The organism is Thermotoga sp. KOL6, from assembly GCF_002866025.1.
Lineage (GTDB): Bacteria > Thermotogota > Thermotogae > Thermotogales > Thermotogaceae > Thermotoga.
In genome coordinates, this window is the sequence record NZ_LNDE01000002.1 from 286,662 (window position 1) to 310,407 (window position 23,746).

The 23,746-nt window shown below is 42.3% G+C and carries 26 protein-coding genes and 1 other RNA gene; 9 read left to right on the forward strand and 18 right to left on the reverse strand.

What is annotated here, in order from left to right:
- The first annotated feature begins 34 nt into the window (after positions 1-34).
- Entirely contained in the window at positions 35-343 is a 309-nt protein-coding gene (locus AS005_RS05615; RefSeq protein WP_199203857.1) for a metal-sulfur cluster assembly factor, read from the forward strand.
- Positions 292-1,140 (forward strand): peptide chain release factor N(5)-glutamine methyltransferase, encoded by an 849-nt coding sequence (gene prmC / locus AS005_RS05620; RefSeq protein ID WP_101510715.1) that lies wholly within the window; start codon positions 292-294, stop codon positions 1,138-1,140. The genes AS005_RS05615 and prmC overlap by 52 nt, the downstream gene beginning before the upstream one ends.
- On the opposite strand, the gene AS005_RS05625 is transcribed toward prmC, so the two are convergent.
- The 3 genes from AS005_RS05625 to AS005_RS05635 are packed head-to-tail and all read right to left on the reverse strand — an operon-like array spanning position 1,121 to position 2,944.
- Positions 1,121-1,636 (reverse strand): hypothetical protein, encoded by a 516-nt coding sequence (locus AS005_RS05625; protein ID WP_101510716.1) that lies wholly within the window; start codon positions 1,634-1,636, stop codon positions 1,121-1,123. The genes prmC and AS005_RS05625 overlap by 20 nt on opposite strands.
- Complete coding sequence (locus AS005_RS05630) at positions 1,633-2,367, reverse strand: NAD-dependent protein deacylase (protein ID WP_101510717.1); 735 nt, start codon at positions 2,365-2,367, stop codon at positions 1,633-1,635. Before AS005_RS05630 ends, AS005_RS05625 begins: the two co-directional genes overlap by 4 nt.
- Positions 2,339-2,944 carry a DUF4897 domain-containing protein gene (locus AS005_RS05635; protein ID WP_199203858.1) on the reverse strand — a complete coding sequence of 202 codons (606 nt, stop codon included), beginning with the start codon at positions 2,942-2,944 and terminating at the stop codon, positions 2,339-2,341. The genes AS005_RS05630 and AS005_RS05635 overlap by 29 nt, the downstream gene beginning before the upstream one ends.
- 56 nt (positions 2,945-3,000) lie before the next feature.
- On the opposite strand from AS005_RS05635, the gene trpS reads away from it, so the two are divergent.
- From trpS to AS005_RS05650, 3 genes are read left to right on the forward strand one after another with little or no spacing between them, the layout of a single operon-like run.
- Positions 3,001-3,987, forward strand: coding sequence for a tryptophan--tRNA ligase (trpS, locus tag AS005_RS05640; RefSeq protein ID WP_101510718.1), 987 nt, complete (start codon positions 3,001-3,003; stop codon positions 3,985-3,987).
- Positions 3,988-3,996: 9 nt separating this feature from the next.
- Positions 3,997-4,686, forward strand: coding sequence for a ScpA family protein (locus AS005_RS05645; RefSeq protein ID WP_101510719.1), 690 nt, complete (start codon positions 3,997-3,999; stop codon positions 4,684-4,686).
- Positions 4,664-5,167 (forward strand): SMC-Scp complex subunit ScpB, encoded by a 504-nt coding sequence (locus AS005_RS05650; RefSeq protein ID WP_101510720.1) that lies wholly within the window; start codon positions 4,664-4,666, stop codon positions 5,165-5,167. The genes AS005_RS05645 and AS005_RS05650 overlap by 23 nt, the downstream gene beginning before the upstream one ends.
- Here the strand turns inward: AS005_RS05650 and AS005_RS05655 are convergent.
- The 9 genes from AS005_RS05655 to AS005_RS05695 are packed head-to-tail and all read right to left on the reverse strand — an operon-like array spanning position 5,132 to position 13,461.
- On the reverse strand, positions 5,132-6,388 hold the full coding sequence (locus AS005_RS05655) for a PhoH family protein (RefSeq protein WP_101510721.1): 1,257 nt from the start codon (positions 6,386-6,388) through the stop codon (positions 5,132-5,134). The two genes, AS005_RS05650 and AS005_RS05655, sit on opposite strands and share 36 nt — an antisense overlap.
- Before the next feature lie 4 nt (positions 6,389-6,392).
- A complete protein-coding gene (locus tag AS005_RS05660) occupies positions 6,393-6,953 on the reverse strand; it encodes a PolC-type DNA polymerase III (protein WP_101510722.1) in 561 nt (186 codons plus the stop codon).
- Positions 6,954-6,965: 12 nt separating this feature from the next.
- The gene (locus tag AS005_RS05665) at positions 6,966-7,820 is read right to left on the reverse strand and encodes a VIT1/CCC1 transporter family protein (protein WP_101511011.1); all 855 of its coding nucleotides are present in this window, start codon (positions 7,818-7,820) and stop codon (positions 6,966-6,968) included.
- Positions 7,804-8,796 (reverse strand): ABC transporter ATP-binding protein, encoded by a 993-nt coding sequence (locus AS005_RS05670; RefSeq protein ID WP_199203859.1) that lies wholly within the window; start codon positions 8,794-8,796, stop codon positions 7,804-7,806. Before AS005_RS05670 ends, AS005_RS05665 begins: the two co-directional genes overlap by 17 nt.
- A gap of 12 nt (positions 8,797-8,808) precedes the next feature.
- Positions 8,809-9,297, reverse strand: a complete 489-nt coding sequence (locus tag AS005_RS05675) for a hypothetical protein (protein ID WP_101510724.1) — start codon at positions 9,295-9,297, stop codon at positions 8,809-8,811.
- Positions 9,294-10,448 (reverse strand): ABC transporter ATP-binding protein, encoded by a 1,155-nt coding sequence (locus AS005_RS05680; RefSeq protein WP_101510725.1) that lies wholly within the window; start codon positions 10,446-10,448, stop codon positions 9,294-9,296. The genes AS005_RS05675 and AS005_RS05680 overlap by 4 nt, the downstream gene beginning before the upstream one ends.
- Before the next feature lie 3 nt (positions 10,449-10,451).
- Entirely contained in the window at positions 10,452-11,456 is a 1,005-nt protein-coding gene (locus tag AS005_RS05685) for an ABC transporter ATP-binding protein (RefSeq protein WP_199203860.1), read from the reverse strand.
- A gap of 12 nt (positions 11,457-11,468) precedes the next feature.
- Positions 11,469-12,410, reverse strand: coding sequence for an ABC transporter permease (locus AS005_RS05690; protein WP_101510726.1), 942 nt, complete (start codon positions 12,408-12,410; stop codon positions 11,469-11,471).
- 13 nt (positions 12,411-12,423) lie between these two features.
- Positions 12,424-13,461, reverse strand: a complete 1,038-nt coding sequence (locus AS005_RS05695) for an ABC transporter permease (protein WP_101510727.1) — start codon at positions 13,459-13,461, stop codon at positions 12,424-12,426.
- Positions 13,462-13,602: 141 nt separating this feature from the next.
- Between AS005_RS05695 and ssrA the strand changes: the two genes are divergently transcribed.
- From ssrA to groL, 3 genes are all read left to right on the forward strand, one after another.
- Positions 13,603-13,960: a transfer-messenger RNA gene (ssrA, locus tag AS005_RS05700) on the forward strand.
- A 203-nt stretch (positions 13,961-14,163) separates the two neighbouring features.
- Positions 14,164-14,439 (forward strand): co-chaperone GroES, encoded by a 276-nt coding sequence (gene groES / locus AS005_RS05705; RefSeq protein WP_101510728.1) that lies wholly within the window; start codon positions 14,164-14,166, stop codon positions 14,437-14,439.
- Between the two features lie 14 nt (positions 14,440-14,453).
- A complete protein-coding gene (groL, locus tag AS005_RS05710) occupies positions 14,454-16,070 on the forward strand; it encodes a chaperonin GroEL (RefSeq protein ID WP_101510729.1) in 1,617 nt (538 codons plus the stop codon).
- Between the two features lie 47 nt (positions 16,071-16,117).
- Here the strand turns inward: groL and AS005_RS05715 are convergent, their stop codons facing one another.
- From AS005_RS05715 to tmung, 4 genes are read right to left on the reverse strand one after another with little or no spacing between them, the layout of a single operon-like run.
- Entirely contained in the window at positions 16,118-17,917 is a 1,800-nt protein-coding gene (locus AS005_RS05715) for an AAA family ATPase (RefSeq protein ID WP_101510730.1), read from the reverse strand.
- Entirely contained in the window at positions 17,889-18,818 is a 930-nt protein-coding gene (locus AS005_RS05720) for an SDR family oxidoreductase (RefSeq protein ID WP_101510731.1), read from the reverse strand. The genes AS005_RS05715 and AS005_RS05720 overlap by 29 nt, the downstream gene beginning before the upstream one ends.
- A 2-nt stretch (positions 18,819-18,820) precedes the next feature.
- The gene (locus AS005_RS05725; RefSeq protein ID WP_101510732.1) at positions 18,821-19,330 is read right to left on the reverse strand and encodes a metal-dependent transcriptional regulator; all 510 of its coding nucleotides are present in this window, start codon (positions 19,328-19,330) and stop codon (positions 18,821-18,823) included.
- Positions 19,331-19,334: 4 nt separating this feature from the next.
- On the reverse strand, positions 19,335-19,910 hold the full coding sequence (gene tmung / locus AS005_RS05730; protein ID WP_101510733.1) for a type-4 uracil-DNA glycosylase: 576 nt from the start codon (positions 19,908-19,910) through the stop codon (positions 19,335-19,337).
- A 108-nt stretch (positions 19,911-20,018) separates the two neighbouring features.
- Here tmung and fliJ point away from each other — a divergent pair, with 108 nt between their 5' ends.
- Positions 20,019-20,450 carry a flagellar export protein FliJ gene (gene fliJ, locus AS005_RS05735; protein WP_101510734.1) on the forward strand — a complete coding sequence of 144 codons (432 nt, stop codon included), beginning with the start codon at positions 20,019-20,021 and terminating at the stop codon, positions 20,448-20,450.
- Here the strand turns inward: fliJ and AS005_RS05740 are convergent.
- Together AS005_RS05740 and AS005_RS05745 are read right to left on the reverse strand one after the other, a co-directional pair.
- Positions 20,447-21,952, reverse strand: coding sequence for a YifB family Mg chelatase-like AAA ATPase (locus tag AS005_RS05740; protein ID WP_101510735.1), 1,506 nt, complete (start codon positions 21,950-21,952; stop codon positions 20,447-20,449). The two genes, fliJ and AS005_RS05740, sit on opposite strands and share 4 nt — an antisense overlap.
- Positions 21,949-23,682 carry a proline--tRNA ligase gene (locus tag AS005_RS05745; protein ID WP_101510736.1) on the reverse strand — a complete coding sequence of 578 codons (1,734 nt, stop codon included), beginning with the start codon at positions 23,680-23,682 and terminating at the stop codon, positions 21,949-21,951. The genes AS005_RS05740 and AS005_RS05745 overlap by 4 nt, the downstream gene beginning before the upstream one ends.
- Between the last annotated feature and the right edge of the window lie 64 nt (positions 23,683-23,746).

The following is a 23,746-nucleotide window of genomic DNA, read 5'->3' on the forward strand; positions in this document are numbered from 1 at the left end:
TTATCATAGTATAATAAAAATGGGAGGGATAAAAATGTCAAAAAAAGTTACCAAAGAAGACGTTTTGAACGCTCTAAAGAATGTTATAGACTTCGAGCTGGGGTTGGATGTGGTCAGCTTGGGCCTTGTGTACGATATACAGATCGACGATCAAAACAATGTGAAGGTGCTCATGACCATGACGACACCCATGTGTCCATTGGCTGGCATGATTCTTTCTGATGCAGAGGAAGCAATAAAGAAAATAGAAGGTGTTGGTAATGTGGAGGTGGAGCTTACTTTCGACCCACCATGGTCGCCAGAGAGAATGTCTCCGGAGTTGAGAGAAAAATTTGGGATTTGATGAAAGAGCTATCGGTAACTCTAGAGAATGTAACAGAGAGTCCTTCTCTGGAGGTACTTTTGATAGCTTCGAAAGTCTTAGGGGTGAGAAAAGAAGATTTACTGTCAAAGAACATTTTCGTTCCTGCTGATCGAGAGAGAAATCTTAGACAACTTGTGATGAAAAGAGCAACGGGATATCCTCTTCATTATATCCTCGGTGAGAAAGAGTTCATGGGGCTTTCTTTTTACGTCGAAGAAGGAATTTTCATACCGCGACCTGAAACGGAGGAACTCGTCGAGTTGGCCTTGGATATCATAAAAAAATACAACGTAAGAGTAGTTGCGGATATTGGGACAGGAAGTGGAGCTATAGGTGTGAGTGTTGCAAAGTTTGCAGATGTTATCGTTCTAGCAACAGATATTTCTGAAAAAGCGGTAGAGGTTTCCAAAAAAAATGCGAGAAGACACAGAGTCCTTGAAAGATTCTTGGTAAAAAGGGGAGGCTTTTTGGAACCGTTCAGAGAAAAATTCGATTTGATAGACATGATCCTTTCCAACCCTCCTTATGTAAGAGAAGGCGCGAAACTTCCAAGAGATGTTCTTTTTGAACCTTCAGAGGCGCTCTTTGGGGGTAAAGATGGACTAAATTTTTACAAGGAGTTTTTCAGGAGGTACAACGTGGAAGGAAAGATCGTACTCATGGAGATCGGTGAGGATCAAGTGGAAGCTCTTAAAAAACTTGTACCAGAGGCGGAATTTTTGAAAGATTCTAGCGGAAGATTCCGTTTTTTACTTCTCAACCGACACTTCTTTTGAAAAGTTGAAGTACCAACCTGACTTCCCCTATTGTGATTCCCAGTTCTTTGGCGATATCTACCTCTGAAAATCCTCTGTCGTACATGGAAACTATTCTTTTTTCTAGACCGAAGTCCTTTTCGACTTCTTCGATTTCACCTTCACGGTCCTCCTTCGTGTTCTTTTCTTCTTTCTCAACCTCTGCGGTTTCCTCGGATGAGCTCACAATTTTTGTTTCTTGCTCTCTTTCTATTTCTGACATCCTCACCATGAGTTTTGACATAATTGTGTTTGCTTCTGCTATGAGCTTTTTGAGTTCCTGTGTTTTCCTGTCAAGAAGCTCTAATCTGTTTGCAGACATATATCGGAACTTTCCCATGAGTTCCATTATCCTCTCTTCTATCTCTTCCTGTTTTATCTCTCCATGAGCGTTGTCTTTTCCAAGAAGAAGGTAAGTCCAAGAGAAAACCACTGTTCCCAAGGTGGATATCACAACGAGGTAATCGAGAAAACTCATCTCAAGCCCCCTTCCTCCATAACCCTTTTTGCAAACTCAACGACGTCCATATTGTACTTCAAAGTTGCGAGATCATCAAGCGTTGTGCTCCCCATGTTCACAATGACAAGTTTCCCACCGGATCGAACAGTAAGGAGCGGCAATTCAGCTGCAGGATACACTACCAGAGAAGATCCAATCACAATCATCAGATTTGCTTCTGAAGAGAGCTTTGTTGCTTCCTGCAAAGCATTTTGAGGTAGAGGTTCTCCGAAAAAAACGATGTTTGGTCTGATGAGTCCCAAGCATTCATCACATTCGGGAACTTCTGCTACCTCAAGTTTCCTCTTGACAATTTCCACTGTATACTCTTTTCCACATTTTACACAGTAATAATCCTCGACGTTTCCATGTAACTCTATAACCTTTTTGTTTCCCGCTTTTTGATGGAGGCGGTCTATGTTCTGAGTTATTACTGCTTCGATCAATCCCTTTTCTTCCAGTTTCGCTAATAAAAGATGAGCAAGATTCGGTTTTGTGTTCAGCATGGGGAATATAGCTTCTTTTGCAAACCTGTAGAAATCCTGTGGGTGAGTGTAGAAAAAATCTATATCGAAAATATTTTGAGGGTATTTTTTGTAAATTCCATTCGGCCCTCTGAAATCCGGTATGCCACTTGGTGTACTTATGCCGGCTCCGGTAAGAACAACTGTAAGGGACGATTCATTCAGTAGTTTGATGAACTCCTTCATTTTCTGTCACCTTTCTGAAGATGACTTTCGGAAACATCATGGGTTCTCTTGGTTTCCAGATCATAGTGTTGTCTCTCCATTCAACAGGTGTTGGAGTAACCGACACCACCGTTGCATCCTCGGGCAATTTGAGGACGATCTCTGTTTCCCCAGCTACATTCAAAGTTAGACTACCCATGCTTGTGTCCAGAGTATCTCCTTTCAGACGAGCTGCCCCCTTTAGGAAGGTGGTTTCCGTAACTTCAAGTATCCCTCCGGAGTCGTTCACATTCACTCTGTAATCGAGGGGCACGATTTCCCTACCAACTTCTTTACTAATTTGAGAAAAATACTCATTTAGTCCTTCTTTAGAAGCAGAAGCGTAGTTAGCCTTGTACTCTTCCTTTTTCTTTTCATCCTTGAAGTAGAGTTTTGCGTTGGTAGTAAATGTGGCATTTCCGGAGTAGTCGTACTCCATTGTGCTTTTATAGTATACTATTTCAAAGGGAGTTCTTCCTCCCAGGAAAAAAAACAGAAATTCCACGAGCATGAACACTACCATGATAATCAGCAAGATGTAAATTGTTTTAGAACTCAATCTTCTCACGCTCCTTTTTTTAAATAATGTTACCACAAAAAATGGAGGGATAAAAGTTGAGAATATTGAGCGGTATGCGACCAACAGGGAAACTCCACATAGGCCACTTAGTGGGGGCGTTGGAGAATTGGGTGAAGCTTCAGGAAGAAGGAAACGAATGCTTCTACTTCGTGGCGGATTGGCATGCCTTAACCACTCACTACGATGATGTCTCACATCTCAAAGAGTACACCCGGGACCTAGTAAGAGGGTTCCTCGCTTGTGGTGTGGATCCGGAAAAGTCTGTAATTTTTGTACAATCTGGTGTTAAAGAACACGCAGAATTGGCACTTTTCTTCAGCATGATTGTTTCTGTATCGCGACTTGAAAGAGTCCCAACTTACAAAGAAATAAAAAAAGAATTGAACTATAAGGATCTTTCCACCGCGGGATTCCTGATCTATCCTGTTCTTCAAGCTGCGGACATTCTCATATACAAGGCGGAAGGTGTTCCGGTCGGTGAGGATCAAATTTATCATATAGAGCTCACCAGGGAGATTGCTCGCAGATTTAACAATCTTTACAAAGAAGTCTTCCCAGAACCCGATGCGATACTTTCAAAAGTTCCAAAACTTCCGGGTACAGATGGAAGGAAGATGAGTAAGAGTTACGGGAACATCATAAATCTCGAGATAACGGAAGACGAGCTAAAGAAAACCATTTTGAAGATGATGACGGATCCAGCGAGAGTAAGAAGAACAGATCCTGGGAATCCGGAAAATTGTCCCGTTTGGAAGTACCACCAAGCTTTCGGTATCAGTGAAGAGGAGAGTAAATGGGTCTGGGAAGGATGTACAACGGCTAAAATCGGTTGTGTTGATTGCAAGAATCTTCTTTTGAAAAACATGAAGAAAAAATTGTCACCGATTTGGGAGAATTTCAAGAGAATAGATGAGGATCCCCATTATGTAGATGACGTGATTTTTGAGGGAACGAGAAAGGCCCGTGAAGTGGCTCGCGAAACTATGGAAGAGGTGAGAAAAGCGATGAATCTCATGTTTTGAGGTGAAAACATGGAACTTGTATTCAAGCTACCGATCTTTGAAGGGCCTTTGGATCTCCTTTTGTATCTTGTAAGGAAAAAGAAGGTGGACATCAGACAGATTCCTATTTCACAACTTGCGGATGAGTTTGTCGAATACTTGGAACGCATGAAAAGATTGGATATGAAGATCACATCTGATTTTCTAGAAATGGCATCTACACTCATGGAATTGAAGTCGAAACTTCTCATACCGAGGGTGAAAGATGAAGAAAGAGAAGAAATAGAAAAGAAAAAAGAAGAATTATACAAAAGATTAGAGGAATATTCCAAGGTTAAGGAGATCGTTCAGAGATTGAAAAACGAATCAAATCTTTTGAAGAGAAAGCCTGTAAAAGTAAGGATTCGTTTCTTTCAAAGAGTCGAAGATGTCGAAAAGTTCAAAGAGATTTTGGAGAGAGTATGGAAGGAAGAATCTTTACGCGAAATGGTTCATCGTGTGAAAAGAGAAACGCTTTCTGTTGAAGAAATGATGGAAAGAATATTGGAAGAGGTTGATGGGGATACGGACATTTTCTTTTTACTTTCGAAAGCAAGAAATGTTTATGAGCTCATAGTCAGATTGCTTGCTGTTTTGGAGCTTGTGAGGATGGGGAAACTTGTCCTTTTCGAGGATATGAAGGTTGGGAGGTACGTTAATGAATCTGAAAGCAGCGGTTGAGGCGCTCGTGTTCGCTTCAAATGGCATAACTTTGGAAAAACTTTCAAGAATTCTTGAAAGAGAGGAAAGAGATGTGCAGAAGGTTCTCGAAGAGTTAGAGAAGGAATATGAATCACCGATGCATGGAGTAGTTTTGAAGAATGTGGGGGGCAAATACCGATTCTACACAAAACCAGAGTACGCAACGCTCATCTCAAAAGTCTCGAGAAGGAAATACAGGAACCTAACAGAAGTACAAATGGAAGTAGTGGCCCTTCTTCTTTTGTCCGGACCTCTGTCGAAGAACGAAATAGATTCTTTTCGAGGTAAAGATTCATCGGCTGTATTGTCTGCTCTTCAGAAAATGGGGATCGTTCGAAGGAAAAGAGCAGGTAAGAGTTATCTTTACCAACTTTCACCTTCTTTTATTGAAAGTACCATGTTGGACGAAATGATGAGAGAGATATCAGAGAAGCTCGGCAGCAACAGTGGCGAGTCTTGATCTTTCCCCTTTTTCGAGTTTTATGACAGCGGAGAGTTCCGATTCCAGAAGTTTCAATGCGGCATAAACCAGTCCGTTTGTGTTTTTGTCTAGGTATGGTGTATCTATCTGATAGGGATCTCCTACCAGTACTATTTTCGTATCTTCCCCAACTCGAGTTAGAATCGTTTTCACTTCGTGTGGTGACAAGTTTTGAGCTTCATCTATTATAATGAACTGTCTTGGTATTGACCTTCCTCTGATGAAAGACAAGGCTTCCACTTCCAATATATCTTGTTTCTCCAATTCTTTGATCTTCAAACCAGAAATAGAAGAGATCAACTCAAGGTTATCGTTTATTGGTTGCAACCAAGGTTTCATCTTTTTCTCTAACTCACCTGGAAGATATCCTAAGTCACGACCCATAGGAACAGTAGGACGTGTCACTATTAGCTTTCTGTAACGTTTTTCCACCAATACTTTGTACAATCCGCACGCGAGTGCCAAAAGTGTTTTTCCCGTTCCTGCCATTCCGATGAGAAAAACAAGTGGTATTTCATCGTCCAACAAGGCATCCATGGAGAATATCTGTTCCCTGTTTCTCGGTGATATTCCCATCGTCTCAAAGGATTCTATCTTCATGATCTTACCTTTTCTGTATTTGCCATAAATTCCTCCTAAGTCTATATAAAAGTTGTCGAGGAGATCCAACTTTTTCTCCACAATTTCTTCTCTCTCTAGGGTCTTTCTAAGAGTGTCATCTTGGATTTCTACATATCCTTTTGGCATGGTCTCAAGCTCGGACTTGTCAGTTAAGTAATCTTGTGCCGGTATACCCAAAGCGTCAGCTTTCACACGAAGGTTTATGTCTTTGCTAACCAATATCGTGGGAATCTTTTCTTTATTCATTATGTCTATAACGTACGCGAGAATGATGTTATCCATATAACGTTCGTGCAAAAACCTCGGTACTCCTTCAACTTGTCTATCCAACACGTAAACTCGTAGATTACCCCCATTTTCCAAAGCTATTCCTTTCTTCAGATTACCCTTTTCTCTGAGCTCATCTAGCCGTCTTATTGCTTCTCGAGCGTTTTTCCCGACACTTCCATGTTCCCTCTTCAATTTGTCCAACTCTTCCAAAACGGGAAGTGGTATGATGACATTATTGTCCTCGAAAGAGAACATGGAATCGGGATCGTGAATTAAAACGTTCGTATCTAGAACGTAATTCTTCACCATATTCTTACCCCCGTTTTCTTCGTATGAAATCGTCCACTTTGTGCTCTCCAAGTAGTCGGATCAATCGCACGAAGACTTTTGCAGTTACTTTGGCGTCCAAAAGAGCACGATGTTCTATCTTATCCTTTATTCCGAGTCTTTCGCAGAGCCACTTCAAAGAGTGAGGTCTACCAAAAATTTCTTCGGAAATGTCGAGAGTGTCAATGTAAAAATTGGTTATGGGAAAATTTCCTGTTTCTTTTGCCATCATGTCCAGGAACGCAAGATCAAAATTGGCGTTGTGAAAAACGAGTACAGAACCTTTGACGTAATCTCTAAAGTTTTCGTAAACCGTTCCCATATCCGGTGCCTCTTCAATTTCTTCGTTGGTGATACCATGAACTTTTTGAATCAGAGCGGGAATCCTGACGTGCGGATTCACCAGCGAGTGGAACGCTTTATTCATGAAAATTTTCCCTTTGAAAACAGGAACAGCTGCGATTTCAACTATACGGTCACCTCCAAAAGGATCTGTACCTGTGGTTTCCGTATCCACAACGAAGAACAGTGTATCGTTCCATATCATTTCCAACACTCCCTAGATTTCTATTCCAAAAATCTTCCTAGCTATGATACCGACAAAGAAAGAAAAGGCGGCAACACCGAAACTCAGAAGAAACATCTCTAAGAAGTATTTTCCGAAGTTTTTTTCTTTCACTATAGAGACAAAAAAGGTAAAGAGAAGAACGATCAGTGCGGCACCAATCAAAGTGATGGCAAGGGCTAAGAAGGGATTGTTCAGTATAAGGAAAGGAGCCACCAGTATAGTGACGGTTACTATATAGGCCAGTCCGGTATAGAGTGCTGCTTTCAACGGGTTGGTTTTTCCGTTTTCTTCTTCTGCTCTCTGAGATAGGTACTCCGAAGCCGACATAGAGAATGCGGCGGCGATACCAGTTATCAATCCGGAAAGCCCCACTATTTTGGAATTTTGAAACGCATACGTGAGACCAGCGAGTGCTCCTGTCAGTTCAACTAGAGCATCATTCAAACCGAGAACCATCGAACTAACGTAGTTCAACCTCTCCTCATCTAGCATGTTTAAAAGCTCTTCTTCATGTTTTTCCTCATCTCTCATTATTTTGACAACCTCTGGATAGTTTTTTGCTATGTTTTTATACGCCTTTTCTGCTTTTTTCTCGTTCTTCTCCATGAGTTTAAGAGCAAAAGTGATTCCAAACAATATAGCGAGAAGAGAATACCAAAATATCAAAAATTTTGAAGGTTTGATTTCTTTTCCTGATATGTCTTTCAACGTTTCATAGTGTTTTCTTTCATCCTCAGCTATGGATAGGAGGATCTTGACATTCTCGTTTTTTACTCTTTTTGATAGTCTTCTGTAGACATGATACTCCGTAATTTCATTTTTCTGAAACTCAAGAATTTCCTTCAACATTGACTTCCTCCTCAACTGGATTGAAGCATCTTACGAAATGTCGCTCCTCAATTTGAGTAAGTTCAGGCAACTCGTTCATACATCTATCGATTCTTCTGGGACATCGGGGTAAGAATGGACACACGGGTGGTATGTCGACCATGCGAGGTGGTTGACCAGGTATCGATTCGAGTTTTTCCAATCTCTTATCAACCCTTGGAACGCTTTTGAGAAGCATTTTTGTATACGGATGTCTTGGAGAGTAGAAAATCTGATCAGCTGTTCCGACTTCCATTTGTCTTCCACCGTACATCACCATGATTCTGTCGGCCATTGAGGCTATGACTCCAAGGTCATGAGTTATGAACAGAAGACCTGTTTTGAACTCTTTTTGCAAATCTTTCATTAGCTCCAGGATCTGAGCTTGAATGGTGACGTCCAAAGCCGTTGTAGGCTCATCTGCTATGAGTACACTTGGATTACACGAAAGCGCGATAGCGATAACCACTCTTTGTCTCATTCCTCCAGAAAATTCAAATGGATAGTTGTTCATTCTTTTTTCAGGTTCAGGAATCCCAACAAGTTCGAGCATTTCAACTGCTCTAAGATACGCCCTTCTTTTATCGTAACCCAAGTGGTATTTAATAGTTTCCATGAGTTGGTCTCCTATAGTGTAAAGAGGGTTTAAAGACATCATCGGATCCTGGAAAATCATTGCTATCTCTTTTCCGCGAATTTTGTGCATTTCTCTTTCAGGTATCTTCAATATATCCTGCCCTTTGTAAAGCACTTCGCCACTTACAATCTTTCCAGGAGGTTTTATGAGTCTCATAATGGATTTAACCGTCACACTCTTTCCAGATCCTGTTTCACCGACTATACCGAGCACTTCGTTGGAATTCAGCGTGAAACTCACTTCGTTCACAGCCTTGACTATTCCTTCTTCCATGTAAAACCATGTACTTAGGTTTCTCACTTCGAGAAGTGCAGCCAAAGTATTCACCTCCTACTGCTCAAAAAGGACGAATTCTCCCGTTTTTGGATCGTACCTCGCGACACATCTTTCCTTTGAAAAAATATACATGAATCCGCAGTAATAAGAATTTTCGAACAAAGTGTTTTTGTTTTCAAAAAAGCTTTCTATCGCTGCTTCGAGGATGATATCTCTGGTGGCAATTTTGGTTTCTGTGGCCGAGAAAACTATGTCTTGAAAGAAAGAACCGATCAATTGTTTGACCTTCTTCTTCGTTTCAGCATCCCAGTCAAGATTCAAGACCACATTGTTGGGGGGTACGATCACCCGGTTTTTCTCTATCACTAGGGAATTCTTACGTTCGTTGGTGAAAGTGAATCTGTAATGTTTTTTCTCTAGGATTGTCCTCACAGTATTCTTCAATCCTGGATCTTCAACGAAGACTCTCTTTGCTTCCCATTTTATTCTGAAAAACAGTATAGCAAACGCCAACAACAGTATCAAAATCCATTGTTTTTTCATTTCAACTCACCTGGAAAGTGACAGGCAACAAAATGACCCTTTTCGATCTCTCGAAGAGCGGGTTCCTCCTTCGAACATACTTCTTTTGCAATGGGGCACCTTGGATGAAATCTACAACCTGAAGGTGGATTTATGGGACTCGGAACATCTCCTTTCAGTATGATCCTCTCTCTCTTTTTGGTCGGATCGGGTATGGGAATAGCCGACATCAAAGCTACCGTGTATGGGTGCAAAGGCTTCTCGAAGAGATCCTTTTTGGGGGCAAGTTCCACCATCTTTCCGAGGTACATAACTCCTATTCGGTCGCTTATGTGTTTAACGACCGCTAAATCGTGTGAAATGAATATGTATGTGAGCTTGTGTTTTTCTTGTAAGTCCTCCATGAGATTTATGATCTGACTTCTTATGGACACATCCAATGCTGCCACTGCCTCATCTGCCACTACGAGTTTCGGTTCCAAGGCGAGAGCCCTCGCGATTCCTATTCTCTGCCTTTGACCTCCGGAGAATTCGTGGGGAAATCTGTACATGTATGCGGAAGGAATTCCCACGTCTTCCAGGATTTTCTTTACCCTCTCCAGAGCCTCTTTTCCACTCGCGATCCTGTGAACACCGATACCTTCTCCCACTATACTCCTTATTCTCATTCTAGGGTTCAAAGAGCTGTAAGGATCTTGGAAAACTATTTGCATCTCTCTGCGGAATTTTTTTCGCTTCTCTTCTAAACCGGTCAAAAGAAGGGAAATGAATTTTTGAGGTGACCCCTTTGCTTCTTCAAAAAAGAGTTGCGCATACCTTTTGTCTACTCCGTTCAGTTTCTCGATATCTGATTCTTTCATTTTCATGAATTTGTCCAGGTAGGTTTTTCTTATGTATCTCTTTGCCCTTCGTCGGGTCATGAAATAGTAAGTCGTATCCTCGCCATCAACAACTATTCGACCTGAAGTTGGCTCGTACAACCTCAACAGTGTCATTCCAACGGTGGTTTTTCCGCAACCAGATTCTCCCACCAATCCGAACGTTTCACCTTCGTTTATGGAAAAACTCACACCATCCACAGCTTTCACCCAACCGACGATCCTTCGAAACACACCGGCTCTTACGGGAAAGTATTTCACTAGGTTCTCTACTCTCAAGATTTCCTTGTTCATACTTTACACCTCACTCTTTGCATGTCTGACCTCATCGAGCCTTTGCCAGAAAAAGCATCTCACCTTGTGATTTCCATCGAGTGTCTCCAACTCCGGTTCTTCGATATCACATTTTCCTTTGACAAAGAATTCACACCTGGGATGGAATCTGCAACCGTTTGGGAAGTTTAGAGGATCGGGCACACTACCGGGGATGCTTTTGAGCTTCTCTTGTTCCACGTCTATCCTCGGAATCGATTCAAGTAACGCGTAAGTGTAAGGATGTTTGGGTTCGTTGAAAATGGTTTTTACATCACCATATTCAACTACTTTTCCTGCATACATAACAGCAACTTTATCGGACATTTCCGCAACGACCCCCATATCGTGGGTGATCAAAATGATGGCCATGCCGTACTCTCTCTGAAGATCTTTCATGAGTTCCAAGATTTGAGCCTGAATAGTAACATCCAGAGCGGTCGTAGGCTCGTCCGCTATGAGAAGACTGGGTCGACAGGAGAGTGCCATGGCTATCATCGCCCTCTGCCTCATTCCACCGGAGAGTTGATGGGGATATTCATCCACTCTCTTTTCCGGCTCGGGGATACCGACCTTTCTCAGAAGATCAATTGCCATCTCTCTTGCTTCTTTCTCGGAGACGTTTTGATGAAGCATGATCGCTTCCATTATCTGATCTCCGATGGTGAACACTGGATTCAAAGCTACCATAGGTTCTTGAAAGATCATAGCGATTTCCTTTCCGCGGATCTTTCTCATATCATTTTCAGAAAGTTCAAGGAGATTCTTTCCTTTGAAAAGAACTTTTCCATCAACGATCCTTCCGTTTTGGTCTAGAAGTTTCATAATGGAAAGCGATGTTACACTCTTCCCACTTCCAGATTCGCCAACGATTCCAAGAGTTTCACCTTCTGCTACTTCAAATGAGACTCCATCGACTGCCCGAACAATACCGTCTTCTGTATAGAAATATGTTTTCAAATTTTCCACGCGGAGTAACGGCTCTTTCAATTTGATCCCTCCTTAGAATCTGAGCCTCGGATCGAAAGCATCCCTTAAAGCATCACCCAATAGATTCCAGCCGAGAACGAACAACACCATTGCCGTTCCGGGATAAATGAGAGCATACCAGTGCTTGCCTATCTCCATCATCCAATCTCTTGAATAACTCAAAATGGAACCCCAATCTGCGTATCCTTGAGGAGCTCCGAGACCAAGGAAGCTCAACACAGCGGCCGTTATAACGAGGGATCCCATATTCATTGATGCCCAAATCAAAACTGGAAAGATGGTGTTCGGAAGCACGTGCTTTAATATTATCAAGAAATCTGGAACTCCCAATGCCTTTGCAGCGAGCACAAATTGTTCTTCCCTCACCTGAAGGATGTTTCCTCTTATCAATCTCGCCGCCCCCATCCATCCGAAAACAATCATAGCGATCATGACTTTATCCAACCCAGTTCCCAAAACGGTTGTTAACACTACGGCGGCTATGAGGAACGGTATAGAGAGGAAAACATCCGTGATTCTCATCAGAAGTTCATCTACCCATCCACCAAAGTATCCCGAAATAGATCCTATGAAGACGCCTATCAGAAGCCTTGCCAAGGTTACTATTATCCCAATTTTAAAAGCGGTTCTCGTACCCCAGACTACTCCGTAGAATATATCTCTTCCACCTATGACTCCAAAGGGATGATAATCCACACCACGTATTGGTTCTCTGTTGGGGTTCTTAGCTATCGCCTCCTCCTTCGTGGAAGGAGGTTGAGGGCTCTGATCCCAACTCACAACGGGCATCAAATAAGGATCGGGCAGTTTCATTCTGGTCAGGGGATTAACAGGAGGCGCTATCACAGGTGCCAGAATGGCCACTACTGTGAAAAACAACACTAGTGAGAGTCCTATTATCGCAGTGGGATCTTTGAAAAATCTTCTCAAGATTCTCTTCAGTTCCTGATTCATACCATATCACCTCTCATCCAAGTCTTATTCTGGGATCTATTAGAGCATACAGAATGTCTATTATGAGATTTCCAACAACGAGTATTGTGGAAAAGAAAAGCGCAGAAGCCATAACAGAGGCATAATCAAGTTGAAGAGCCGCTTGAGCTGTGAAACTACCTATCCCCGTTCTGTTGAAAACCGTTTCTACGATCACTGTTCCGGAAAACAATCCTATGACCATTCCACCCGCTACCGTGGTTACGGGAATGAGAGCATTTCTTCTGGCGTGCTTGTTTATCACAACATCTTCCGGAAGCCCCTTTGCTCTAGCGGTTCTCACGTACTCTTTGTTTAGCACTTCAAGCATACTGGACCTGGTGATTCTCAACAAATACGCCCACCACAACCAAGAAAGAGTCAAAATAGGACCTATTAAGTGTCTTAAACCATCCCAAAAGATGTCGAATCTTCCATTCAAAAGAGCGTCTACTGTTATGAGCTTGGTATAGCGATGAAATTCTGGTGATCTTACAGCCTCCTCAGCCCATATACTGAGGTTTCCAGGAGGAAGCCAATTGAGAATACTGTAGAAAATCATCAGAACAAGAAGGCCGAATACGAAATCTGGAAAAGACCATCCCACAACGGCAAATATTCTGATGAAATGATCGAGAAATTTTCCCCTGTGTACCGCTGCTTTCACACCGAGCCATATTCCGACGAAAACGACTGGGAATATGGCGTAAAGAGCGAGCTCCACAGTATAAGGTAGTCTTTTCAAGAGAGCATCCTTTACAGGTTCTTTTCCAACGAGAGACCATCCCAGATCACCCTTTAGAGTGTTGAGCAACCATTTTACGTATCGAACCACGAAAAAATCGTTCAGACCGTATTTTTCTTTCAGTGCCTCCAATTGTTCAGTTGTCAATTTGTCCAACATGTTTGGGTTCACGTAAGCTGCCAGCAACTTGTCAGGACCCAAAGATTGAATCATCGAAAATACTATGAACGTGACTCCAAGAAGTATCAAAGGAAGAAGCAAAAGCCTTCGTATGATGTATGCGGTCACTGAATACACCTCCTGAAAACTCGTTTTGTTGTACCTTCATAAGATTATACTATACCTCGGTATGCAAAACCCGCCAGCATTTTGAACTTTCTTTTAGTAAGGAAGGTCATAAACAGCGGTGATATAATATACATGGAACCAGGGGGCGAATGGGTTCGACGGGGATGGAGTCCCCTGGGAAGCGAGCCGAGGTCCCCACCACCTCGTAAAAAAGGTGGGACAAAGAATAAGTGCCAACGAACCTGTTGCTGTTGCCGCCTAATAGGTAAGGCGGCCGTCCTCTCCGAAGTTGGCTGGGCTTCGGAAGAGGGCGTGAGAGATCCAGCCTACCGATCTGGGTTTCGCCTTCCAGCCCAGATCGGGAAAATTTAGGAAGGCTATGGGAATGGGTACCCTGCCCGTGGGGTACCCTTCCCGAAATGAAAAACACGGGCTGCGCTCGGAGAAGCCCAGGGGCCTCCATCTTCGGACGGGGGTTCGAATCCCCCCGCCTCCACCAGAAAGAAAAGATAGGGTGCTTTGAGGCACCCTTTTTATTTTTTGTTTTGTTATGGCATTAACTTTGATGATGTCTGTAATCTGTAATTGTAATGTTAATTTTTCTTAAAATAATTCGCTTGAAGTCCCATAAAAAAAGTTGTATATTTATATTAGCAGTCCACAATCGAGAGTGCTAAAAAATCTTCGAAGGAGGGATACAACATGAAAGTGATTCCTCTCGGTGAAAGGCTCCTCATCAAACCCATTAAGGAAGAAAAGAAGACAGAAGGAGGAATAGTGCTTCCAGATTCTGCAAAGGAGAAACCCATGAAAGCAGAAGTTGTTGCTATAGGAAAAATTGAAGATGACGAAAAATTTGACATCAAAGTTGGCGACAAAGTGATCTTTTCTAAGTACGCAGGTACAGAAATAAAGATCGATGATGAGGATTACATCATCATTGATGTGAACGACATTCTCGCAAAAATCGAAGAGTGAGGGAGGTGTGAGATATGCCGAAACTTCTGAAATTCAACGAGGAAGCAAGAAGAGCTCTTGAGAGAGGAGTAGACAAGGTTGCTAATGCTGTCAAGATAACACTCGGTCCAAAGGGAAGAAATGTTGTTATTGAAAAATCGTGGGGTTCTCCTACCATCACCAATGATGGTGTCTCCATAGCCAAGGAGATCGAACTCGAGGATAAGTTTGAAAATCTCGGTGCACAGCTTGTAAAAGAAGTTGCTTCCAAAACCAACGATGTTGCTGGAGATGGTACGACAACTGCTACCGTTTTGGCACAAGCTATGATAAAAGAAGGACTTAAGAACGTTGCTGCGGGAGCGAATCCTATTCTTCTCAAGAGAGGAATAGATAAAGCTGTTGAAAAGGCTGTTGAAGAGATTAAAAAACTCTCCAAGAAACTTTCTGGAAGAGAAGATATTGCTCACGTTGCCGCTATTTCCGCTAACAGTCCTGAGATAGGTGAACTCATTGCCGAAGCCATGGATAAGGTGGGAGAAGATGGAGTAATCACTGTAGAAGATTCTAAGACTCTCGACACTTACGTTGAATTCACCGAGGGAATGCAATTTGATAGAGGTTACATTTCACCTTACTTTGTGACCGATGCGGAAAAAATGGAAGTTGTTCTCAAAGAACCTTTCATCCTCATAACCGATAGAAAACTCAGTGCTGTGAAGCCTCTCATACCCATTCTTGAAAAGGTTGCTCAGACGGGGAAACCGTTGCTTGTAATAGCAGAGGATGTTGAAGGAGAGGCCCTGACAACCCTTGTTCTCAACAAGTTGAAGGGTACACTCCAGTCCTGTGCGGTCAAAGCACCAGGATTCGGTGAAAGAAGAAAAGCTATGCTTCAGGATATAGCGATTCTCACGGGAGGACAAGTGGCAAGCGAAGAACTTGGAATCAACCTCGAGGACCTCACCCTTGAGGATCTTGGAAGAGCAGATCTTGTGAGGGTTAAAAAAGACGAAACCATCATAGTTGGTGGAAAAGGAGATCCTGAAGCAATCAAGAAGAGAATCGCTCAAATCAAAGCGCAAATAGAGGAGACGACCTCTGAGTATGAGAAGGAAACTCTCCAGGAAAGAATGGCAAAACTTGCAGGAGGAGTAGCGGTTATAAAAGTGGGAGCCGCCACCGAGACGGAATTGAAGGAAAAGAAACACAGAATAGAAGACGCTCTCAGTGCTACCAGAGCTGCCGTTGAAGAAGGAATCGTCCCTGGTGGAGGAGTAACCCTTTTGAGAGCTAGAAAGGCGGTTGAGAAGGTCATAGAAGAACTCGATGGTGATGAAAAAATTGGTGCTCAAATTGTTTACAGAGCACTCTCTGCACCAATCAAGCAAATAGCTGAAAACGCCGGTTACGATGGAGCCGTGATCATTGAAAAGATACTTTCGAATGACGAGCCAGCCTACGGTTTTGACGCTCTAAAAGGAGAATTTTGCAACATGTTCGAAAGAGGAATTATAGACCCGGCAAAAGTTACGAGAAGTGCCCTTCAGAACGCCGCTTCCATTGCAGGAATGCTTCTGACAACGGAAGTACTTGTCGTGGAAAAACCCGAGGAGAAGAAAGAAACACCGAGTCTTCCTGAAGAATACTGAAAAAACAGGAAGGGGGCGCACGCCCCCTTTTTATTTTTTTTTGAAGTTCAAATTTTAAAATTGTTTTCAAACACTTCCGTAGTTTCTTCGTCGATGTTACATATTCGAATCTCTTCGAGTGATGTGTTTGGATGTTGATCTATGAAATCTTTTATCACTCTTGCAAAGATCTTAGCAGCTCTTTCTTTCGGGAATCCGAATATTCCTGTGCTGATAGCAGGCATCGAGAGTGATTTTAGCTTCAATTCGTGTGCTCTCAGAAGAGCGTTGTAGACAGCTTTATACAGAAGATCGTCTTCTCCGTAATTTCCACCCTTCCATATCGGTCCAACTGCATGAATCACATATTTCGCTTTCAGATTTCCAGCGCTGGTTACAACCGCTTCTCCTGTTGGTACTCTTCCTTTTTCTTCCACAATCTTGTCGCTTTCTTCCTGAATGATGGTACCTCCCACTCTCACTATTGCACCAGCTACTCCTCCACCATGTTTCAGGTATTCGTTTGCAGCGTTCACAATCGCATCGACTTCCTCTTTTGTTATATCACCTTTTACTATCCTGATCTTTTTTCCTTTGTAATCCAGCTCTTTTCTCAATTCCGTCAAAATACCACCCCCGTATTTCTCCGGCCAGAGATGTTTGAGTCTTTCAAGGAGTTCTTTCTCAAAGCCAGCTCCTTTTGGCGAAAACAGAATTTCGTTTCTCAATTTTTCGGGAAGGTAATCTACCTTAACGAATCCTCCGAAGTCGTGTGGATACATGTACCCTCTTCCATAACCTCTTCTTCTCATCTCCTCTGTAACAGGGTTCCTCAAAAAAAGAGGAACATCCTCAAGGGGAAGCTCTTGTGCTTTTTTCATAGCAAGATACACGGCGTTGCTTTTTGGTGCAAGTGAGAGGTATATGGCGCATTCCACAAGATTCAACAGACACTCAGGCAATCCCACGTGTTCAACCGCTATTGCCGTTGAAACAGCTATATTGAGGGCATTGGGATCCGCCATCCCTATATCTTCACTCGCGAATATAATCATTCTTCTGGCTATGAATCTGAGATCTTCTCCCATGTTCACCATTTTCACCAGATAATAAACGGATGCATTTGGATCGCTTCCTCTTAAACTTTTTATGAAAGCGGATGCAAAATCGTAATGATTTTCTTTAGTGTAACTTACGTTATTCCCTAGAAGATCTCTCAAATCCTCAAATGTCACTTTTTTTGTTCCAAATACTTGATGAACAATTTCGAGGGTATTCAAGAGCTTTCTTGCATCCCCTTCAGAGTTTTTTACGATCACTTTCTTCACATTCTCTTCCATGTTCATTTTCAAGTCATTTGAAACTCTTTCCAATATTTTAAGAAGATCCTCTTCAGAAAGCCGTTTGAAATAGAGTATTCTACATCTCGAAAGCAGTGCGGGTACAATCGAAAAACTGGGATTTTCCGTAGTAGTTGCTACTAAGATGATGTCTCCTCGTTCCACGTGTGTAACTAGAACCATTTGTTGATTCTTGTTGAGTCTATGTATTTCATCGAGAAACAATAGCAATTTTTTTCCGTATTTTTTCAATTGTTCCCCTCTTTTGATAACATTTTTTATCTCAGAGACCCCATGAACCGTGGAACTCAGATAAATAACCTCGCCGTCAAAGTGTCTCCGCAGAAGTGAAAAAACCGAGGTCTTCCCAGACCCCGGTGGTCCATAAAGTATCGAAGAAAACATTTTACCGGTTTTCAGTGTTCTTCTCAAGATTCCATTTTCACCGAACAAGTGATCCTGCCCAATGAAATCATCAAAGTCTTGTGGTCTGAACAGCTCAGTCAAGGGTTTTTCTGAAATACTCAACGGTGAGTTTCAATCCCTCCTCTAAAGCAACTGTAGGTTCCCAGCCGAGTTTTTCCTTCGCTTTTGACCAGTCCAGAATACTCTTTCTAACATCACCCTTTCTCGGCGGTTTGTAAACAGGTTCTTTATTGTAACCTGTTATTTCCTTGAGCATTCTGAAGAGCTGGTTAACGGTGGTTCCTCTTCCCGTTCCTATGTTGAAGACATCGTTGTCTCCCTTTTCCATGGCGAGGAGATTCGCTCTCACCACATCATCTACGTAGACATAATCCCTTACATATTCACCGTCACCAAATATGTACACTTCTTCGCCTTTCAGCATCCTCTCAGAGAATATGGCTACAACTCCCGCTTCTCCATGAGGATCTTGTCTGGGACCATAAACGTTGGCGTATCTCAAAGAAGTATATTTCAATCCATACTCTCTGGCAAAGAAGTCAAGGTACATTTCTACAGAATACTTAGCTATACCATACGGAGATATAGGACAGGGAACTTCGGTTTCTGGAGTGGGAAAGGTCCTCACATTTTCGCCATAGATTGCTCCTCCAGTGGAAGAGAAGATAAATTTTTTTACACCGTATTTGACAGATTTTTCGAGAAGTGTCAGTGAACCAATTACGTTTGTTTCTGCATCTTTCACTGGTTCTTTCACTGAAACTGCGACGCTTGCCTGTGCGGCGAGATGGAACACGTATTCGGGCTTGTGCAAGAAGAAAATTCGTTCCATCATTTCAGCATCTTCCACGCTCTGCTCGTAAAAAAGTGCGTTTTTGTTCAAGTTTTCTACCCTTCCAGAGGAAAGATTGTCTACTACGATGACCCCAAATCCTTTTTCTATCAATTTGTCGACCAAATGTGATCCAATGAAACCTGCACCGCCCGTCACCAAAACGTTCATAATCACGCTTCCTCCTCTTCTTCTTCGATGTTTTTCGCCTCTTCAGGTATCTCTTGAACGTTCACGATCCTTTTGCTTTCTTCGAGAAATTCCTTCAATTCTTGTACCTTACTTTCGTCGAAATTCACCATTATATCATAGAACTTTTTAAATCTGCTTCTAGTTTTTGTGTCCAAAAAGTGTGAAAAATGACGTGCGAGTTTCTCGGCTGTGGGTGAAGGTATTCCCATTACATAGAAAAAGAAATTTCTGAGTCTGTTTTGGGAACCCCTGAGTGATCTTGCCTTTCTTTTACCTTTCTCTGTAAGTGTGATATAACCGTACTTTTCATACTCTACGTATCCAAGTTCTGAAAGTCTTTTCATAGCATTCGTTACACTGGGTAAACTGACACCCATCTTTCTCGCAATGACGCTCACCCTTGCAGCTGGTTGTTTTTGAAGGATCTCTTGAATCACGGCAAGATAGTCTTCGAGAGCTGGTGTCAGCGTTTTCTTCCTGCCCCTTGGCATCTTATCAAACCTCCTTTATAAAACTTTTTGCTTTCTTAAAATCTTCCAGAACTGTTTTTCGTAATTCCTTGCTTCTGTTCCTCAAAAGATAACTCGGATGAAAAGTCGGAACAACTTTTATTCCTCCCAGCCAGTCAATGGGGGTGCCTCTCACTTTCGTTATGGAAACATTTTTTCCTTCAATAAAAAAAGACAGAGCAGTAGCACCCAGAGCAACTATCACATCGGGATTTATGATCTCAAGTTGAGCAAGCAAAAAATGTTTACACGCTAGTCTCTCCTCGGAAGTGGGAGTTCTATTGTTAGGGGGTCTACACTTCACTACATTGCAAATATAGACATCTTCCCGCCTGAACCCAGTTTCTTGGAGAAGCTCAGTGAGCAACATACCTGCTCTTCCAACAAAAGGCCTTCCCGTTTTGTCTTCCTCTTCTCCTGGTCCCTCTCCGACGAAGACGATTCGAGTATCCAAATTTCCTTCACCCACAACAACATTGGTCCTCGTGAGATACAGAGGACAAGCTGTACAATTTTCCACCCTTTTTGCTACTATCTCCATGAGTTCTTCTTTTGTGAACAAAACTTTCTCCTCCGAATTTCTGATAAAATATTATTGTGAGTTACTAAAGCCTTATTTAATTCTATCACTCATTGTGTGATTCAATCAAATATTTTAGAGGTGATTCTTGTGCCGTTTAGGTTTAGACTCCAAAAAATATACGAGGTTCGAATAAAAGAAGAAGAAACTTTAAAAAATGATCTTTCAAAGATCTCTGAAAAGATAGAAAATACTAGAAAGATTATACATCAACTTTCAGAAAAAAAGAAAAGCGTAGAACATAATTTTCTCCGCAAACGCCTCCTTACGAAAAACGATGTACTCGAAATGAGATCTCAAATAGTTTTCTACGAGAAAAAAATTGAAGACCTTAGAAGAGAATTGGATGAACTCATGAGAGATCGGGAGGAAATCAGAAAAAAACTTCTTGAAAAGATGAAAGAACGAAAGATTTTGGAAAAGTTGAAAGAACGAAAATACAGGGAATATTTAACAGAGGAGAATCTGAAAGAGAGAAAAAGAATGGATGAGATAGCTGAAAGAAAATTTTGGTGGAGTTAATCTTCTCTGAATCTGTATTGCAAAGCTTCTGCAAGATGCTTTAGTTCAATTTTTTCAGAGTTTTCCAGATCGGCAATTGTTCTCGATAACTTGAGAATCTTGTCTATTCTTCTTCCCGATAGTCCGTATCTGTCAACATACCTTTTCAGAAATTCTTCACTTTCTGCGTCAAGTTGAACGTACTTTCTCAACATCTTGTGCGTCATCTGCGAGTTGAAAGAGATGTCCGTCTCCTTGAAACGTTTTCTCTGAATGTTTCTAGCTTTTATAACACGCCCTCTGATACGAGAACTTTTCTCTCCTTCAGCTTTTTTCATCATCTCTTCAAAAGAAAGCTTTGGAACATTCACCACTACATCGATTCTGTCCAGCAACGGACCCGATATTTTCTTCTTGTATCGAAGGATGTCTCTAGGAGAACAAACACACGGCTGTTTCTCATCTCCTAGATTTCCACATGGACAAGGATTCATAGCACCCACTAACATGAACCGAGCAGGGTAAGTGACGGTGAATTTCGCTCGCGAGACGGTGACCCTGTGTTCTTCCAAAGGTTGCCTTAGTGCTTCGAGGACATCCCTTTTGAACTCTGGCAATTCGTCGAGGAACAGCACACCGTTGTGGGCTAAAGAGATCTCACCAGGTTTCGGAGAAGTTCCACCACCGATGATAGAAACTGTAGAAGCTGTGTGATGTGGGGAACGAAACGGGCGGTTTCGAATGATCCCTGGGTAACCAGCAGCACTGTACACTTTGCTTGTTTCGATGATTTCCTCTTCTGTCATTGGAGGAAAGATTGTGGGAATTCTTTTGGCTATCATGGTTTTTCCAGATCCAGGATTTCCTATCATCAAAATGTTGTGGAAACCAGCAACTGCTATCTCGACGGCTCTTTTCACCATTTCATGATTTCTGACGTCGGAAAAATCGATATTTTGTATGGGATCGATTGCTCTTATTCCAGAATATTCGATGTTCTTTAAAGAAATATCTCCTCTCAAAAATTCCACACATTCTCTGAGAGTTCTCACGGCGTACACGTGCAATCCTTTTACACATTTGGCTTCTTCTTCGTTATCTTTAGGTATTATCACCATTCCGTTGAAATGTTCAGAAAGGGAAAGAAGAACCGGCAGTATACCACTGACGCGTTTCACTTCACCACTCAACGAAAGTTCTCCAACAGCGAGAGTGTCTTCGTTCACCTTTACGATCCCGGTTGAGGCAAGTATACACAGTGCTATCGGTAAATCGAGCATGGAGCCTTCTTTTCTCACATCTCCAGGAGCTAGATTAACGACGAATTTCCCGTGTGGCAAAGAAAATCCGCTGTTCAATATAGCACTCTTCACCCGTTTTCTGCTTTCTTTCACCGCGGTGTCTCCGAGCCCTACTACATCTATATCGTTGAAAACACTTCTATTGTCGAAATCTACTTCTACATCTATCTTCATCGCTTCTATTCCCTGAATGGTGGCCGATGATAGCTTACTGTAGTTCATTCGTTTGCCTCCTTAGGATCGTATTCTTTCTTCATCTTTTCCAAAATCTCAAGAAATAGACTGTAGCCGTTGTCTATCTTCACTCTCACCAATTCTTTGGAGTAACGTTTCTTGAGTTCGACCACACCGTCTTTGAGAGACTTTCCCACGTTTACTCTTATTGGGAAGCCTATCAAATCCGCATCCTTGAATTTGAATCCAGGAGAAACTTCCCTGTCATCGAGGACAACTTCTTCACCTCTATCGAGAAGCAGACGGTACAGCTCCTCACCAACTTGCTTTTGTTCTGGATCGTTCATGTTCAAAATATCGATAATGACTGTGTAAGGTGCTACCGAGAGTGGCCATATCATGCCGTTTTCATCGTGAAAATGTTCTACAACCGCGGCCATCGTTCGGGATACACCCCAGCCGTAGCACCCCATGATGAAAGGTTTCAATTCACCGTTTTCATCCGTGAAGTAAGCCTTCATAGCTTCAGAGTACTTTGTTCCCAGCTTGAAAATATGCCCCAGTTCGATTCCTTTTGTTGCCTTAAGGGGCGTACCACAGACAGGACAAGGATCTCCCTCGACAACAGTCCTTAGATCATACCATTCGTCTACTTTGAAATCCCTTGAATGATTCGCATTGACATAGTGTGTATCTTCTTCCATCCCACCTACCACGAAATTTTTCAAACCCTTGATACTGTAATCAGCAACTTTCTTGACGTCTACACCGACTGGTCCAATGAATCCAATCGGTACACCAAAATCTTCGAGCACCTCCTCGGGAGTGGCGAGTCTCAACGATTGATCTTTCAAATGTGCTTTGAGTTTCGCTTCGTTGAGCTCTAAATCTCCTCTTATGAGAACCATTACATACCCGTCTCTTCCTTTGAAAAGAAGCGATTTTACTATCTTTCTAGGAGAAACTCCAAGAAACTTTGAAACTTCTTCTATCGTTCTGACGTTGGGGGTGGGGACTTTTTCCAGAGGTTTTTCAGGTTCATCCTCCTGTGGATACGATCCTTTGTATTCTGCCTTTTCATCACTCGCTTGATAGCCACATTTTTCACAGTAGAGAACGTTCGTCTCACCGATCTTTGCCGGCACAACGAATTCGTGGGAGGCGTTTCCACCGATTGCGCCTGTTTCTGCTTCAATCACCATGTATTTCACATTGAGTCTTTCCATAATTCGGGAGTACGCCTCTTTGAAAAGTTCGTAAGTTTCGTCCAAAGATTTCCAATCCTGATGAAAGCTGTAAGCATCTTTCATCACGAATTCTCTCGCTCTCAAAAGACCGAATCGAGGCCTTATTTCGTCTCTGTACTTATTCGCTATTTGATAAACAACCAAAGGAAGCTGTCTGTATGATCTCAATTCGTTTTTCACGAGATCTGTGACTATCTCTTCGTGTGTGGGTCCTAGAGTGAAGTCTCGTCCATGTCTATCTTTGAGTTTCATCATCTCGGGACCATAATCGTCCCATCTTCCTGATTTTTTCCAAAGTTCCGCGGGTTGAAGGATGGGCATCAAGATCTCTTGGGCGCCTATGCGGTTCATCTCTTCACGAACAATATTTTCTATTTTAAGAAGGACTCTCCTTCCAAGGGGAAGGTAAGTGTAGATGCCTGCAGCCACTTTTCTAATAAATCCACCGCGAAGGAGATATTCATGACTCACCGTTTCAACATCCGATGGCGTTTCTTTTAGAGTAGGAGCGTACAGCTGTTTCATTCGCAAGGTGCATCTCCTCCTTAAAAGCGAGTTTTCTTTGAATTATTGTATCATAGAACTGAGGAGGGAA

Coding starts and splice junctions, on each gene's coding strand:
- AS005_RS05645 (WP_101510719.1), top strand. CDS start 3,997: ATGGAACTTGTATTCAAGCTACCGATCTTTGAAGGGCCTTTGGATCTC.
- prmC (WP_101510715.1), top strand. CDS start 292: ATGGTCGCCAGAGAGAATGTCTCCGGAGTTGAGAGAAAAATTTGGGAT.
- AS005_RS05660 (WP_101510722.1), bottom strand. CDS start 6,953: ATGATATGGAACGATACACTGTTCTTCGTTGTGGATACGGAAACCACA.
- AS005_RS05650 (WP_101510720.1), top strand. CDS start 4,664: ATGAATCTGAAAGCAGCGGTTGAGGCGCTCGTGTTCGCTTCAAATGGC.
- AS005_RS05655 (WP_101510721.1), bottom strand. CDS start 6,388: ATGGTGAAGAATTACGTTCTAGATACGAACGTTTTAATTCACGATCCC.
- AS005_RS05690 (WP_101510726.1), bottom strand. CDS start 12,410: ATGAATCAGGAACTGAAGAGAATCTTGAGAAGATTTTTCAAAGATCCC.
- AS005_RS05725 (WP_101510732.1), bottom strand. CDS start 19,330: ATGCCAAGGGGCAGGAAGAAAACGCTGACACCAGCTCTCGAAGACTAT.
- AS005_RS05625 (WP_101510716.1), bottom strand. CDS start 1,636: ATGAGTTTTCTCGATTACCTCGTTGTGATATCCACCTTGGGAACAGTG.
- AS005_RS05615 (WP_199203857.1), top strand. CDS start 35: ATGTCAAAAAAAGTTACCAAAGAAGACGTTTTGAACGCTCTAAAGAAT.
- AS005_RS05630 (WP_101510717.1), bottom strand. CDS start 2,367: ATGAAGGAGTTCATCAAACTACTGAATGAATCGTCCCTTACAGTTGTT.
- groES (WP_101510728.1), top strand. CDS start 14,164: ATGAAAGTGATTCCTCTCGGTGAAAGGCTCCTCATCAAACCCATTAAG.
- AS005_RS05675 (WP_101510724.1), bottom strand. CDS start 9,297: ATGAAAAAACAATGGATTTTGATACTGTTGTTGGCGTTTGCTATACTG.
- AS005_RS05740 (WP_101510735.1), bottom strand. CDS start 21,952: ATGAACTACAGTAAGCTATCATCGGCCACCATTCAGGGAATAGAAGCG.
- AS005_RS05720 (WP_101510731.1), bottom strand. CDS start 18,818: ATGAACGTTTTGGTGACGGGCGGTGCAGGTTTCATTGGATCACATTTG.
- AS005_RS05680 (WP_101510725.1), bottom strand. CDS start 10,448: ATGAACAAGGAAATCTTGAGAGTAGAGAACCTAGTGAAATACTTTCCC.
- groL (WP_101510729.1), top strand. CDS start 14,454: ATGCCGAAACTTCTGAAATTCAACGAGGAAGCAAGAAGAGCTCTTGAG.